We start from the raw sequence: 13,487 nt of genomic DNA, 5'->3' as shown, positions 1-13,487 counted from the left end.
ATGACGTTCGAATCCTTTCTTAATTAATTCCTGATTAAGAAGTAATGTAAAAAGACCTGTCCTTAGCCTGCAGGTCTTTTTTTATTTTTTATTTTTCAAATATTCCTTTATGATGCTTTTACGGCCAATGGTCCTGGTAATGATATCTTTTTCCAAATTCCATGCCCGGGCCGGGGAATACTGCCGTCCATACCAGATTATTTGAAGATGAAGCTTGTTCCAGAGATCTTTTGGGAAAAGTCTTTTGGCATCCTTTTCTGTTTGTTTTACGCTTTTTCCGTTGCTTAGGTTCCAGCGGTACATCAGTCTTTGAATATGGGTGTCCACAGGAAATGCAGGTATATTAAAGGCCTGGGACATGACCACACTTGCCGTTTTGTGTCCAACTGCAGGAAGTTCTTCCAGGGCTTCAAAATCAGCTGGGACCTGTCCATTATGCTTCTCAATAAGGATTTCTGAAAGCCCGTGAATTCCCTTAGATTTCATAGGAGAAAGGCCCACAGGTTTAATAATCTCCCTGATTTCTTCTACGCTGAGTTTTATCATATCAAAGGGGTTATCAGCAATTTGGAAAAGTTCAGGGGTGATTTGGTTGACTTTTACATCGGTGCTTTGGGCTGAAAGCAGGACGGCTATTAAAAGCGTGTAAGGGTCTTTGTGGTCTAAAGGAATGGGAACTTCAGGATAAATATCATTTAAGGTATCTATAACAAACTGTACCTTTTCTTGTTTGTTCATATTGCTTAATTTTACACAAAAGTAATAATTATGACAACATTGGAAGCGGGCGACAAGGCCCCCGATTTTAAAGCCGAAGATCAAGACGGAAATACTGTACAACTCTCAGATTTTAAGGGAAAGAAGCTGGTCTTATTCTTCTATCCCAAAGCCAGTACTCCTGGCTGTACTGCGGAAGCCTGTAACCTTAGGGACAACTGGGAACAATTTCAAGAGAAAGGTTATGCTGTTCTTGGGGTAAGTGCTGATTCTAAGAAAAGACAATCAAATTTCAAAAATAAATACGATTTCCCTTTTCCCTTGCTTGCTGATGAGGAAAAGGAGGTGATCAATGCCTATGGAGTCTGGGGACCTAAAAAATTTATGGGAAAAGAATATGATGGGATCCATCGTACTACATTTATAATCGATGAAGAAGGGAATATTGAGGATGTCATAAGAAAGGTTAAAACCAAAGAGCACACCGCCCAGATCCTTTAGATCGAAAATAATTTGAAGGTAACTTGCCGGCGGCTTATGGTGCCGGCAAATGCTTTCTTAATTTTTTACTTTCCCACGAGCTTCGCTTCTTTAAGTGTAGCCAGGCTATCGCAGTTCTCGATCTGAAGCTCAAGGGTTTCAGAATTAATTTTATCAGAGATTAGGTAGATATTACAGGGATCCCCATCAGTGTTACTGCGCTTAAAATCAACATCTCCTGTTTCCAGAATCTGGCCAACTACTGCGGTATCGAGATTATTCCTTTCAAAATAGCGTAAAACTTCAGGTGAAAATGTTCTGGATTTTGTGCGAATATTCTTTAATACCCTGTCAGTAGGGGTGTAATCACACGAAGCTCTTTTTCCTCCCAGGAAAAAGATCAATAGCACAATACCAAAAAATAAGCCTAACGAGAAGTAACCTATACGGTGAATTAATTTCATTTAAGGATATACTTGAGAAAAAGATTTGATCATTTATAAATTTCCTAAGCCTAAAATATAAGCAAATTAATGTCCCTGTAGGAGAGACCAAACCAATCTGCTATAGATTTATTGGTTAGAATTCCGTGGTAAAAATACAAACCATTTCTTAAACCTTTATCAAATCTCAAGGTGTTTTCCAAACCTCCTTCTTCTGCTATATGCAATAGGTAAGGCGTAAAAATATTGCTAATGGATAACGAAGATGTCCTGGCATACCTGGAAGGTATATTTGGCACACAATAATGAATGATATCGTGTTTGGTAAAGATCGGTTGGTCGTGGGAAGTAATTTCACTGGTTTCCACGCAACCTCCCATATCTATACTGACATCTATAATGACAGCGCCGCGCTTCATGGTTTGGACCATTTCCTCAGTAATGAGCACGGGAGACCGGTTTTTTCCTCTGACCGCCCCGATTAATACATCGCAACGCTTTATGGCTTTGCTTAAATTTTTTGGTTGGATGGTGGAGGTATAAAAGGTATTTCCAAGATTTGACTGAATATTTCTTAGTTTGGTAAGGGAGCTGTCAAAAACCTTTACACTGGCTCCCAGACCTATAGAGGAACGCGTGGCAAATTCACCCACCGTCCCGGCACCCAGTATTACCACTTCAATGGGAGGCACTCCGCTGATGTTCCCAAACATTAACCCATTGCCTTTTACATGATTGCTCATGATTTCCGAGGCAATAAGCACAGAAGCTGTACCAGCAATTTCACTCATTGCTCTTACAATGGGATAGCTACCATCATCGTCTCGAATGAATTCGAAAGCCAGTGCGGTAATTCGTTTTTCTGCCAGTTTCTGAAAGTATTGCTTGCATTGGGTTTTAAGTTGGAGCGCACAGATTAAAATCGTTTGAGGATTGAGAAGCTCCAATTCTTCCATTGAAGGGGGTTCAACCTTTAAAATAGTAGGGCAGGAGAAAACCTTTTGAGTATCTTTAGTAATCTCTGCCCCGGCCTCGGAATAATCCTTATCGCTAAAGCGTGCCCATTGTCCGGCACCTGATTCAATCATCACCCGGTGTCCGTGGGCTGTTATGGCTGCAACTGCATCGGGACTTAAGCAAATGCGTTTTTCCTGGTAGGAGGTTTCTTTAGGTAAGCCAATAAAAAGCTTTCCCTTATTCTTGAAAATTTCCAGGGTTTCTTCCTGTGGAATGAGTTGTTCTTTGGTAAAAGGGGAGACCTGTTTTCCCATATTAAGACTTGTGAAACTTTAAAGATTTAAAATACGACTATTTTAGAGAATAGCGACAATTAAAGTTTCTGGTAGTAATCCTCCTGAATATCGCCCTCATAGTTTTCATTCCGAAATTGATGTAATTCCATACGGTCACGTTCTGAAATAGGGGACATCACCGATACATCGGTTTCTTCGAGCTCACTTAAATCAATACCATAGACTCTATCAAAAATTTTTATTCTGATAAGGTAAACAATAGATAGGATTATAATGAAGAAAGGTGCTAAGTATATTAATTGGTTCGTATCCATTAAATTAACCTGTAAATATACATCTTCATAAAATGAGACTATTAGCTGGTAAGTATACATTGAAATGGGGATCAAAATAGTATGATACCACCAGTGCTTGCAGGTGAAAAACCAAATTAGCAGGAGAAAAAGAGGAGTTATTTTACCTAAATAGGTCCAAGCGGCTGTTAGAACGCTTTCATAATATAAGCTCTCATAGGTAAAAAATGAAGTTTCCCAAACGCGTCCGTTTGGGAAAATTTCATATAGATAAAATATATAAGGTGAAAATGCTATACATATAGCAATTATACTACCCAGCAGCAGGAACTTTGATCTTTGATCTTTCGACAGCTTGTTTTTGGATTTCATTTCCTGAATTATCGTTATCAGTTGTGGAAGTTACAAAAAAACTGGCTCCAAAGATAGCTGCTCCGAATAATAATGCTTTAAGTTTCATAAGTATAGATTTAGTAGTTGTTATTTCGTTTTGATTTCTGAAACAAACCTATAACATTATAAAACACTATAAATTAATACATTAATTGTACTTTTGCCGCCTTTTTCGGAATAAGAAACTGCTATTTTTGAATAAAAAATATTTTTTAGCAGTAAGTTGAAAGGCCTGTTTTCGTCGTTTTTGGTTAACAAATGACTAGTTGAGCTTTTAATCTTCCCAAACTTCGTAATAATATTCTTACAGCCAAATTCGGCTGCAAAATTTAAAGCTTTAAGATTTCATTAACAAATATTTAACACTCTTGAATTTTCATTTTTTATTTCAAGCTCGATTTTTTGCCATTGTGGTTCCAATAAATTAGCAATTTTTTGGGGCCATTCGATCAGTTTCCAGCCGGGACTATCAAAATAATCTTCAATTCCCATATCCAGTGCCTCATTTTCATTTTCGATACGGTAAAAATCAAAATGATAAATAGTGCCCTCTTTACTATTATATTCGTTTACTAAAGAAAAAGTAGGACTGGCTGCTAAATCCTCACTTCCAAGTGCTTTTACCAAAGCCCGGATCAAGGTAGTTTTTCCCGCTCCCATCTCTCCATAGAATAAAAGGGTTTTGTTTTTAGCGTTTTTAAGAATGTAATCGACCGCCTGGTCAATTTCATTTAAATTATAGCTTAGGGGCATAAAACCTTAACTTTTATTAGGTACAAAGATAAGTAAAAACTTATAAAACCTTACAAATCTTTGATATACAAAGGATTTAACAGGTTATTTAGGGGCCATTACCACGAAAGGTATTACCATTTCCTCAAGGGAAACTCCTCCATGCTGATAGGTGTTTCGGTAATAACTAACGTAATGATTAAAATTATTTGGATAGGCAAAAAATAAATCACCCTTGGCGAAAATAAAGGAACTACTCATATTTAAAGTAGGCAGGTGAATACTTTTGGGATCCTGGGCTGCCAAAACATCTTTTTCCTCATAGGTGAGACTTTTTCCGGTCTTATACCTTAAATTAAGACTGGTGTTTTTATCTCCAATCACTTTGGAAGGGTGCTTAACATTGATGGTGCCATGGTCGGTGGTAAGAATGAGTTTAAAACCTAGTTGTTGGGCCTGTTGAATAATCTCTAATAAGGGAGAGTTTTTAAACCAACTATGAGTGAGTGACCGATAGGATTTATCATTCGAAGCCAGTTCCTTGATTACCTCCATTTCGGTTTTGGAATGGGAGAGCATATCTACAAAATTGTAAACCACTACTGTAAGATCATTATCCTTTTGGGTCTTAAAATTCTCCACTAGCTTTTTTCCAGCCTTTAAACTGGTGATCTTGTGATATTCGTGTTTAATATTCAAGCCAAGACGTTTAAGCTGTTCATTAAGGAATTCTGCTTCAAAGTTGTTTTTGCCCCCCTCATCGGTGTCGTTTCTCCAATATTTGGGGTAAAGCTTTTCCATTTCACTGGGCATGAGTCCGGAAAACATTGCGTTTCTGGCATACTGGGTAGCCGTTGGAAGAATACTATAGAAAGGAGATTCTTCTGTCTTTTTATAATAAGTACTTACCACTGGTTCAAAGGCTTTCCACTGGTCATATCTTAGGTTGTCCACCACCACTAAAAGAGTTGGCTGGTCTTTTGAGATTTCGGGAACGACCTTCTCCTTGAAAATAGTGTGGGACATTACCGGCGCATCGGCATTTTTAGCAAACCAGCCAGGGTAATTCTTATCGATAAACTTGCAGAACTGGGTGTTGGCTTCCTGTTTTTGTGATTCCAGGATTTCAAACATGCCACTATCTTCAATGGTTTCCAATTGAAGTTCCCAGTAAATAAGACGTTGATATAATTCGGCCCATTCTTCAAAGGAGTTTACCTGGGCCATATCCATTGCTATTTTTCTGAATTCCTGCTGGTAATTTGAAGTTGTTTTTTCCGAAATAAGCCTGGAGTGGTCCAGGTTCTTTTTGATACTTAGCAGGATCTGGTTTGGGTTGACAGGTTTTATTAGATAATCTGCGATCTTGGATCCTATGGCCTCCTCCATGATATATTCCTCTTCACTTTTGGTGATCATAACAATTGGAAGGTTTTCCCTCTTTTCCTTGATTTCGGCCAGGGTTTCCAGACCGGTAAGTCCTGGCATGTTTTCATCGAGAAATACAATATCAAAATTTTCCTGCTCAATTTGTTCTAAAGCTTCCGTACCGCTCTTGCTTGTTGTCACCTCATAATTTTTACTCTCAAGGAAAAGGATATGTGGCTTTAGTAAATCGATCTCATCATCTACCCACAATATTTTGATATTATTCATATATGTATATTTGTTTTAAATTAAAGAAAATAAGGCTTGGCATCTCAACACAAACTTAAAATATTAAACGACCCAATTTACGGATTTATTACCATCCCGAGTCAGCAGATCTTCAACCTTATCGAGCATCCATACTTTCAAAGATTACGCCGTATCTCGCAAATGGGACTTTCCTACCTGGTCTATCCGGGAGCCCATCACACCAGGTTTCATCATGCCCTTGGTTGCGTGCACCTCATGCAGAAAGCGGTGAGAATTCTTCGGTATAAAGGAGTTGTGATTTCCGAAGCCGAAGAGGAAGCCTTGCAAATTGCCATTCTGTTGCATGATATTGGACACGGCCCATTTTCTCATGCTATGGAGCACAGTATTGTTGAGGGCATTGATCACGAAAGTATATCATTGCTTTTTATGGAAGAAATCAACCGGGAATTTAACCAAAGTTTAACGCTGGCCATCGAGATCTTTAAGGGTAACTATCAAAAGAAGTTTTTAAACCAGCTGGTCTCCAGCCAACTCGATATGGATCGACTTGATTACCTGAAAAGAGATAGTTTTTATACCGGGGCTGCTGAAGGTAACATTAATAGTGAGCGCCTCATTACCATGCTTAATGTGATAAACGGGGAGCTGGTAGTTGAAGAGAAAGGAATTTATTCCGTGGAAAAATTCCTGGTAGCGCGTCGCCTGATGTACTGGCAAGTATATCTTCACAAAACAAGCCTGGTAGCCGAACAGTTACTTATAAGAGTATTAAAAAGGGCAAAGGAACTCATAGAAGAAGGTACTGAGCTCCATGCCAGTAAAGCACTGATGTTTTTTCTGAATACTAAAGTCACCCGGGAAAATTTCGACAAGGAAACCCTGGATATTTTTGCTCGCCTTGATGATTACAATATTGTAATGGCGATGAAGGAATGGATAGATTGTGAGGATTTTGTTTTAAGTAACCTTTGTGGGATGATTATTAATCGGGATCTGCTTAAGGTGAAGATCAAAAAGAAAAAACCATCCTCGGAAAAACTTGCGCGATACAGGGAAAAGCTTAAGAAGGAATATAAGATATCAGAAAAGGAAGCCAATTACTTTGTATTTAGCGGTGAGATTGCAAATCTGGCTTACAAGACTGAAAAAAACAACATCAATATTCTCCATAAAAACGGGAAAACCAGCGATGTGGCCAAGGTATCAGATCAATTGAATCTTAAAGCGCTTTCTAAAACGGTAGTCAAATATTATATCTGTTACCCTAAGCCTAAACATTAAACCATTTTTTTTACTTTTGCCAGAATGAAATTTAGAGCATCACAAATTGCAGAGATACTGGAGGGAAAGATCGAGGGTGATCCTGAAGCCGAAGTATCTGAACTTGCCAAGATCGAAGAAGGTACGAAAGGGGCATTGACATTCTTAAGCAATCCTAAATATAACTCCTATATATATACAACCAAAGCTTCCATTACGATAGTAAACGAAGACTTTAAACCAGAACAACCTATACACACTACTCTGATAAAAGTAAAGGATGCCTATAAGGCTTTCTCGAAATTGTTAGAATATTACAATCAGGTAAAGCTGAATAAATCCGGAATTGAACAACCCAGTTTTATTTCTAAGGAAGCGCAATACGGGGATGATATTTACCTTGGAGCTTTTTCTTATGTTGGGAAGAAGGCCAAAATCGGTAATAATGTAAAAATTTATCCAAACGTATACTTAGGAGATAACGTAAGAATTGGAGACAACGTAGTTCTTTTTTCGGGGGTGAAAATTTATTCAGACTGTATTGTAGGAGACAATTGTGTTATCCATAGTGGGGTCATTGTGGGTGCCGATGGTTTTGGTTTTAGTCCTGAAGAAGACGGAAAATATGCTAAGGTTCCCCAGATTGGAAATGTGATTATTGAGGAAGATGTGGAAATAGGAGCAGGAACCACTATTGACAGGGCTACGCTCGGATCAACAATTATCAGAAAAGGCGTTAAGCTGGATAATCAAATTCAGATAGCTCATAATGTGGAAATCGGTGAACATACCGCTATCGCTGCCCAAACTGGTATTGCAGGTTCTACAAAAATAGGAAAGAACTGTCTCATTGGTGGACAGGTGGGCATTGCCGGTCACTTATACATTGGAGACAGGGTTAGAATTCAGGCACAGTCCGGGATTGGCCGCAATGTCAAAGACGGGGAGGCTTTACAGGGAAGCCCCGCATTTGGTTACAACGATTACAATAAGTCTTATATACATTTTAAAAATTTGCCCAAAACAGTTGACAGCATAGAGCAACTAAGGAAAAAAATTGAAAAGAATGGCTGAAAAAATTTCTAAGCAAACAACCATAGGGAAAGAGGTTTCCCTTAAGGGCGTTGGTCTTCACACCGGCCAGGCGGTTACTATTACCTTTAAACCAGCACCGGAAAATACTGGGTATGTCTTTAAAAGGCTTGACCTGGAAGGGGAACCTGAAGTTGAAGCAGATGTAGCTTTTGTGGTAAATACCCAGCGCGGAACCAACCTTGAGAAAAACGGGGTTTCTATCCAAACATCTGAACATGTACTTGCCGCCTGCGTGGGACTGGAGATAGACAACCTTATCATGGAGCTTGATGCCTCTGAACCTCCAATAATGGATGGCTCCTCTAAATTTTTCGTTCAAGCCCTTGAAGATGCTGGGGTTGAACAACTCGATGCTGATCGCCAGGAGTATGAAGTCGATGAAGTAATCTGTTATCATGATGATGAAACAGGAAGTGAAATTATCGTGATGCCCGCTGAGGAATACCAGGTGACCACTATGGTAGATTTTGGCACCAAGGTACTGGGAACGCAGAATGCCACGCTTCATCGTCTATCCGATTTTAAGTCGGAAATTGCCAGTGCCAGGACCTTTAGTTTTCTTCATGAACTGGAAGCTCTTCTGGATCATGGACTGATCAAAGGGGGAGATCTGAACAACGCTATTGTATATGTAGATAAGGAAATCGGTGAGGAAACGATGAAAAAGCTACGTGTGGCTTTTAATCGTAAAGAAATGTCCGTCAAGCCTAACGGTATTCTTGACAACCTTACTTTACATTATCCCAATGAAGCGGCAAGACATAAACTCCTTGATGTCATAGGAGATCTTGCACTTATCGGGACCAGAATAAAAGGTAAAGTAATCGCCAATAAACCTGGGCATTATGTGAATACCCAGTTTGCAAAAAAAATGGCGAAAATCATCAAGGCAGCTAAGAGGAATAATGTTCCTAAGATCAATCCGGATGTTAAGCCATTGATGGATGTCAATGATATCATGAATACCTTGCCCCACAGACCTCCTTTTCTTTTGGTGGATAAAATTTATTCCTGTACCGATACCTGTGTTATAGGAATGAAAAATGTCACTATGAATGAACCTTTTTTTGTAGGTCATTTTCCTGGTAAACCGGTAATGCCAGGGGTCCTTCAGGTAGAGGCTATGGCGCAAACCGGTGGTATTCTGGCCTTAAGATCGGTACCCGATCCAGAAAACTACCTTACTTATTTTATGAAAATCGATAATGTCAGGTTCAAACAACAGGTTGTACCTGGAGATACCTTAATATTTAAACTCGAATTATTAGCGCCTATACGTAGGGGAATTTGCCAAATGCAGGGCTATGCTTATGTCAATGGAAAGTTAGCAACCGAAGCGGTTCTTATGGCGCAAATTGTAAAATCAAAATAAAAAATATGAACCAACCTTTAGCATATGTGCATCCCGGAGCTAAAATTGCCAAAAATGTGGTAATTGAACCCTTTACAACCATTCATAATAATGTTGTTATTGGAGAAGGCACCTGGATTGGTTCTAACGTTACGATAATGGAAGGCGCCCGTATAGGAAAAAACTGTAGTATTTTCCCGGGGGCTGTAATTTCTGCAATTCCGCAGGATAAGAAATTTGATGATGAAGATACCTTAACGGTCATCGGCGATAATACAACTATAAGAGAATGTGTCACAATAAATCGCGGGACGACAGATCGCATGAAAACCGTCGTTGGCAATAATTGCTGGATTATGGCCTATTGCCATATTGCTCATGATTGCATCGTAGGTGATAACTGCATTTTTTCTAATAACAGTACCTTGGCCGGTCATATTAATGTTGGAGATTATGTAATCCTTGCCGGAATGGCCGCAATTCAACAGTTTTGCAGCATAGGTAATCATGCATTTGTAACTGGAGGATCACTGGTCAGGAAAGATGTTCCGCCCTTTGTTAAGGCCGGAAGAGAACCTTTATCCTATGTGGGAATTAATTCCATCGGCCTGAGAAGAAGAGGGTTCAGTACGGAAAAAATCAGGGAGATTCAGGATATTTACCGAATCCTGTATCAAAAAAATTATAACAATTCCCAGGCTGTAGCAATAATTGAAGCTGAAATGCAGGCCACTGCCGAACGGGATGAGATACTCGAATTCATTAAAAATTCACAACGAGGTATCATGAAAGGATACGTCGGTTCAAACTAATAAATTAAAATTATGGCAACTACCAGCGACATTAGAAATGGATTGTGCATTAGGTACAACCACGATATTTTTAAAATTGTTGAATTCCTTCATGTGAAACCTGGAAAGGGACCGGCTTTTGTTCGGACCAAATTAAAAAGTGTGACTACCGGGAAGGTAATTGAAAATACTTTTTCGGCAGGACATAAAATTGATGATGTAAGGGTAGAAACTCATAAATTCCAGTTTCTATATAATGATGAGGAATTTTACCATTTCATGAATGTAGAAGATTACACGCAAATTCGACTTCTAGAATCTGCCCTGGATCAACCAAAACTCTTAAAGGAGGGGGAAATCGTTACGGTGATTATCAATACGGAGGATAATATGCCTCTTTCCGTGGAAATGCCGGCCAGCGTGGTATTAGAAGTGACCCATACAGAACCGGGAGTTAAAGGGAACACCGCCACAAACGCCACCAAACCGGCCACTGTTGAAACCGGTGCGGAGGTTAATGTTCCGCTATTTATCAACGAAGGGGATAAGATTCGGATAGAAACAGAGAAAGGCACATACAAGGAAAGAATAAAGGAGTAAAGCTTAATAATAACAAAGAACCAGGAATTTTCCCTGGTTTTTGTTTTTTAAATCGATATAGATGAAATTTCCGCAGGAGCATAGTTTACAACAAATAGCCACGATCCTTGATTGTGAATATATCGGTGCTGAAGATTTTCCGGTAACCGGTATGAACGAAATCCATGTGGTTACTCCCGGAGATATTGTTTTTGTGGATCATCCTAAATATTACGACAAGGCACTTAATTCTGAGGCAACTGTAATATTGATCAATAAAAAAGTAGAGGTTCCCAAAGGAAAAGCATTATTGATCTCCGAGGATCCCTTTCGTGATTTCAATAAACTAACACGATACTTTAAACCCTTTCAAAGAGCCGATAAATCAATTTCCGACACGGCCCAAATCGGAGCGGGCACCAATATCCAACCGAATGTGTTTATAGGACATAATGTGGTCATAGGCAAAAATTGTCTGATTCATGCTAATGTAAGTATCTATGATGATACCGTTATTGGGGATAATGTAACAGTTCATTCGGGAACGGTCCTTGGAGGGGACGCTTTTTACTATAAGAACAGGAGCGATGGATTTGATAAATTGCTTTCCGGAGGTCGTGTGGTCATCGAGGACAATGTAGACATTGGTGCTAACTGCACCATCGATAAAGGAGTTTCAGGAGATACTACCATAAAAGAGGGCACTAAGCTCGATAATCTTATCCAGGTAGGTCATGATACGGTTATCGGTAAAAAGTGTCTTATCGCTTCCCAGGTGGGAATTGCAGGAGCTGTTATTATTGAAGATGAGGTCACCATTTGGGGGCAGGTCGGTTTCCGCAGTGGAATTACGGTTAAGAAAGGTGGAGTGATGATGGGACAGGCCGGTATTACAAAATCAACCAAAGAAAATACAGTATACACAGGAAATCCGGCCATGGAAGCCAGAGCCAAATTAAAAGAGTTGGCGCTTTTAAGACAATTGCCTAAATTACTCCAGAAATTAAAATAAACGATTATGGGTTTAAGCGGAAAAGAAATTGTTGAAAATTTTTATAGTTCCGATTTTTATCAGGATGAAAAAATTATCAGAGAGTTCTTACATCCACAGGCTGAGTTATCATGGTATGGTACTACCGGGCTTAAAAAACTTAATTTCGACGAAATCACGGCAATAAGTCTTCAATTAGCTCAGTCCTTTGAATCGTTGAGAGCTGAAATCGACCATGTGATTTCAGAAAATGAGAAAACAGCCATACATTTCACTTATCATGTTCGAACCATAGAGAATCCTGACGAGGAAATGCCTCTGGCCCATTTTATGGCTATCTGGGAACTCAAAGATGGTAAACTCTACCGGGGTGTGCAGATTAGTCAACTTGGAGAAGAGGTACCTGAACAAGCCTGGATTTAAAGTTTTCTTAATTAGAATTGATTTACTTGAATCCATTGCTAAACCTGACAATTAACTTCCAAAAAACTTTAGGTTTTATTATTAAAAACCTACTTTTGTTATCGCAAAAAATAAAAAATTTATGAGCGTTTTAGTCAATAAAAATTCAAAGATAATCGTGCAGGGGTTTACCGGAAGTGAAGGTACATTCCACGCCGAACAAATGATAGAATACGGTACCAACGTAGTTGGAGGGGTTACACCTGGAAAAGGTGGACAAAAACACCTGGACCGTCCCGTTTTTAACACTGTTTCTGATGCGGTGAAGGAAACAGGAGCTGATGTTTCTCTTATTTTCGTTCCCCCGGCTTTTGCAGCCGATGCGATTATGGAAGCTGCCGACGCAGGAATAAAGGTGATTATAACAATTACAGAAGGTATTCCTGTGGCCGATATGGTAAAGGCATCGAATTACATTAAAGGCAAAGATACCAGACTAGTTGGTCCTAACTGTCCGGGTGTGATTACCCCGGGTGAAGCTAAGGTGGGAATTATGCCAGGTTTCGTTTTCAAAAAAGGAAGTGTTGGTATTGTTTCTAAATCCGGTACCCTTACCTACGAAGCGGCTGACCAGGTTGTAAAACAAGGTCTTGGAATTACCACTGCCATTGGAATTGGAGGAGACCCGATTATTGGGACCACTACTAAGGAAGCGGTTGAATTGCTGATGAATGACGACGAGACCGAAATTATAGTGATGATCGGTGAAATTGGAGGTCAACTCGAGGCTGATGCTGCCCAATGGGTTAAGGAAAACGGAAACAAGAAACCTGTTGTCGGTTTTATTGCCGGAGAAACTGCGCCTGCAGGCCGTACGATGGGTCACGCCGGAGCCATTGTCGGAGGTAGTGAAGATACCGCTCAGGCCAAGAAAAAGATTCTTAAGGAAAATGGAATTCACGTTGTGGACTCTCCTGCCGAAATCGGTAAGAAAGTAGCTGAAGTGCTTAAAGCTTAGTCTCCAAAAGCAAAGAAAGTTTAAAGTAATCCTTCTGTTTCTCCTTGA

The 13,487-nt window shown here is 39.5% G+C and carries 16 protein-coding genes; 9 read left to right on the top strand and 7 right to left on the bottom strand.

What is annotated here, in order from left to right:
- Positions 1-81: 81 nt before the first annotated feature.
- Positions 82-738 carry an endonuclease III domain-containing protein gene (locus tag ACW6NC_RS10585; RefSeq protein ID WP_457865891.1) on the bottom strand — a complete coding sequence of 219 codons (657 nt, stop codon included), beginning with the start codon at positions 736-738 and terminating at the stop codon, positions 82-84.
- A 30-nt stretch (positions 739-768) separates the two neighbouring features.
- On the opposite strand from ACW6NC_RS10585, the gene bcp reads away from it, so the two are divergent.
- A complete protein-coding gene (gene bcp / locus ACW6NC_RS10580) occupies positions 769-1,218 on the top strand; it encodes a thioredoxin-dependent thiol peroxidase (protein WP_457865889.1) in 450 nt (149 codons plus the stop codon).
- Between the two features lie 65 nt (positions 1,219-1,283).
- Here bcp and ACW6NC_RS10575 read toward each other — a convergent pair whose 3' ends face one another.
- From ACW6NC_RS10575 to porX, 6 genes are all read right to left on the bottom strand, one after another.
- The gene (locus ACW6NC_RS10575) at positions 1,284-1,661 is read right to left on the bottom strand and encodes a hypothetical protein (RefSeq protein ID WP_457865886.1); all 378 of its coding nucleotides are present in this window, start codon (positions 1,659-1,661) and stop codon (positions 1,284-1,286) included.
- A gap of 50 nt (positions 1,662-1,711) precedes the next feature.
- Entirely contained in the window at positions 1,712-2,911 is a 1,200-nt protein-coding gene (locus tag ACW6NC_RS10570) for an alanine dehydrogenase (RefSeq protein WP_457865884.1), read from the bottom strand.
- Between the two features lie 59 nt (positions 2,912-2,970).
- Positions 2,971-3,207: a hypothetical protein gene (locus ACW6NC_RS10565; RefSeq protein WP_457865882.1), complete on the bottom strand. Its 237-nt coding sequence runs from the start codon at positions 3,205-3,207 to the stop codon at positions 2,971-2,973.
- A gap of 292 nt (positions 3,208-3,499) precedes the next feature.
- The gene (locus ACW6NC_RS10560) at positions 3,500-3,646 is read right to left on the bottom strand and encodes a hypothetical protein (protein ID WP_457865880.1); all 147 of its coding nucleotides are present in this window, start codon (positions 3,644-3,646) and stop codon (positions 3,500-3,502) included.
- Positions 3,647-3,927: 281 nt separating this feature from the next.
- Positions 3,928-4,332 (bottom strand): tRNA (adenosine(37)-N6)-threonylcarbamoyltransferase complex ATPase subunit type 1 TsaE, encoded by a 405-nt coding sequence (tsaE, locus tag ACW6NC_RS10555; RefSeq protein ID WP_457865878.1) that lies wholly within the window; start codon positions 4,330-4,332, stop codon positions 3,928-3,930.
- 84 nt (positions 4,333-4,416) lie between these two features.
- Positions 4,417-5,967 (bottom strand): T9SS response regulator signal transducer PorX, encoded by a 1,551-nt coding sequence (gene porX / locus ACW6NC_RS10550; protein ID WP_457865876.1) that lies wholly within the window; start codon positions 5,965-5,967, stop codon positions 4,417-4,419.
- Between the two features lie 36 nt (positions 5,968-6,003).
- On the opposite strand from porX, the gene ACW6NC_RS10545 reads away from it, so the two are divergent.
- The 8 genes from ACW6NC_RS10545 (at position 6,004) to sucD (ending at position 13,439) form a co-directional block, all read left to right on the top strand.
- Positions 6,004-7,233, top strand: coding sequence for an HD domain-containing protein (locus tag ACW6NC_RS10545; protein ID WP_457865875.1), 1,230 nt, complete (start codon positions 6,004-6,006; stop codon positions 7,231-7,233).
- Between the two features lie 24 nt (positions 7,234-7,257).
- Entirely contained in the window at positions 7,258-8,286 is a 1,029-nt protein-coding gene (gene lpxD, locus ACW6NC_RS10540; protein ID WP_457865873.1) for a UDP-3-O-(3-hydroxymyristoyl)glucosamine N-acyltransferase, read from the top strand.
- On the top strand, positions 8,279-9,679 hold the full coding sequence (locus tag ACW6NC_RS10535) for a bifunctional UDP-3-O-[3-hydroxymyristoyl] N-acetylglucosamine deacetylase/3-hydroxyacyl-ACP dehydratase (protein ID WP_457865871.1): 1,401 nt from the start codon (positions 8,279-8,281) through the stop codon (positions 9,677-9,679). The genes lpxD and ACW6NC_RS10535 overlap by 8 nt, the downstream gene beginning before the upstream one ends.
- 5 nt (positions 9,680-9,684) lie before the next feature.
- Positions 9,685-10,470 (top strand): acyl-ACP--UDP-N-acetylglucosamine O-acyltransferase, encoded by a 786-nt coding sequence (lpxA, locus tag ACW6NC_RS10530; RefSeq protein ID WP_457865869.1) that lies wholly within the window; start codon positions 9,685-9,687, stop codon positions 10,468-10,470.
- Between the two features lie 12 nt (positions 10,471-10,482).
- On the top strand, positions 10,483-11,049 hold the full coding sequence (efp, locus tag ACW6NC_RS10525) for an elongation factor P (protein ID WP_457865867.1): 567 nt from the start codon (positions 10,483-10,485) through the stop codon (positions 11,047-11,049).
- A gap of 61 nt (positions 11,050-11,110) precedes the next feature.
- Positions 11,111-12,040 (top strand): UDP-3-O-(3-hydroxymyristoyl)glucosamine N-acyltransferase, encoded by a 930-nt coding sequence (locus ACW6NC_RS10520; RefSeq protein WP_457865865.1) that lies wholly within the window; start codon positions 11,111-11,113, stop codon positions 12,038-12,040.
- Positions 12,041-12,046: 6 nt separating this feature from the next.
- Positions 12,047-12,442 (top strand): nuclear transport factor 2 family protein, encoded by a 396-nt coding sequence (locus tag ACW6NC_RS10515; RefSeq protein WP_457865863.1) that lies wholly within the window; start codon positions 12,047-12,049, stop codon positions 12,440-12,442.
- A 121-nt stretch (positions 12,443-12,563) separates the two neighbouring features.
- Positions 12,564-13,439, top strand: a complete 876-nt coding sequence (gene sucD, locus ACW6NC_RS10510) for a succinate--CoA ligase subunit alpha (protein ID WP_457865861.1) — start codon at positions 12,564-12,566, stop codon at positions 13,437-13,439.
- Positions 13,440-13,487 lie beyond the last annotated feature (48 nt).

The sequence above is a fragment of the Salegentibacter profundi genome (genome assembly GCF_054121475.1).
Note: the sequence above shows the minus strand (reverse complement) of the source record. Positions and strands in the feature narration are given on the sequence as shown.

What these genes read in the sequence shown, in the direction of transcription:
- ACW6NC_RS10585 (WP_457865891.1), bottom strand. Translation starts at nt 738, where the DNA reads ATGAACAAACAAGAAAAGGTACAGTTTGTTATAGATACCTTAAATGAT.
- bcp (WP_457865889.1), top strand. Translation starts at nt 769, where the DNA reads ATGACAACATTGGAAGCGGGCGACAAGGCCCCCGATTTTAAAGCCGAA.
- ACW6NC_RS10575 (WP_457865886.1), bottom strand. Translation starts at nt 1,661, where the DNA reads ATGAAATTAATTCACCGTATAGGTTACTTCTCGTTAGGCTTATTTTTT.
- ACW6NC_RS10570 (WP_457865884.1), bottom strand. Translation starts at nt 2,911, where the DNA reads ATGGGAAAACAGGTCTCCCCTTTTACCAAAGAACAACTCATTCCACAG.
- ACW6NC_RS10565 (WP_457865882.1), bottom strand. Translation starts at nt 3,207, where the DNA reads ATGGATACGAACCAATTAATATACTTAGCACCTTTCTTCATTATAATC.
- ACW6NC_RS10560 (WP_457865880.1), bottom strand. Translation starts at nt 3,646, where the DNA reads ATGAAACTTAAAGCATTATTATTCGGAGCAGCTATCTTTGGAGCCAGT.
- tsaE (WP_457865878.1), bottom strand. Translation starts at nt 4,332, where the DNA reads ATGCCCCTAAGCTATAATTTAAATGAAATTGACCAGGCGGTCGATTAC.
- porX (WP_457865876.1), bottom strand. Translation starts at nt 5,967, where the DNA reads ATGAATAATATCAAAATATTGTGGGTAGATGATGAGATCGATTTACTA.
- lpxD (WP_457865873.1), top strand. Translation starts at nt 7,258, where the DNA reads ATGAAATTTAGAGCATCACAAATTGCAGAGATACTGGAGGGAAAGATC.
- ACW6NC_RS10535 (WP_457865871.1), top strand. Translation starts at nt 8,279, where the DNA reads ATGGCTGAAAAAATTTCTAAGCAAACAACCATAGGGAAAGAGGTTTCC.
- lpxA (WP_457865869.1), top strand. Translation starts at nt 9,685, where the DNA reads ATGAACCAACCTTTAGCATATGTGCATCCCGGAGCTAAAATTGCCAAA.
- efp (WP_457865867.1), top strand. Translation starts at nt 10,483, where the DNA reads ATGGCAACTACCAGCGACATTAGAAATGGATTGTGCATTAGGTACAAC.
- ACW6NC_RS10520 (WP_457865865.1), top strand. Translation starts at nt 11,111, where the DNA reads ATGAAATTTCCGCAGGAGCATAGTTTACAACAAATAGCCACGATCCTT.
- ACW6NC_RS10515 (WP_457865863.1), top strand. Translation starts at nt 12,047, where the DNA reads ATGGGTTTAAGCGGAAAAGAAATTGTTGAAAATTTTTATAGTTCCGAT.
- sucD (WP_457865861.1), top strand. Translation starts at nt 12,564, where the DNA reads ATGAGCGTTTTAGTCAATAAAAATTCAAAGATAATCGTGCAGGGGTTT.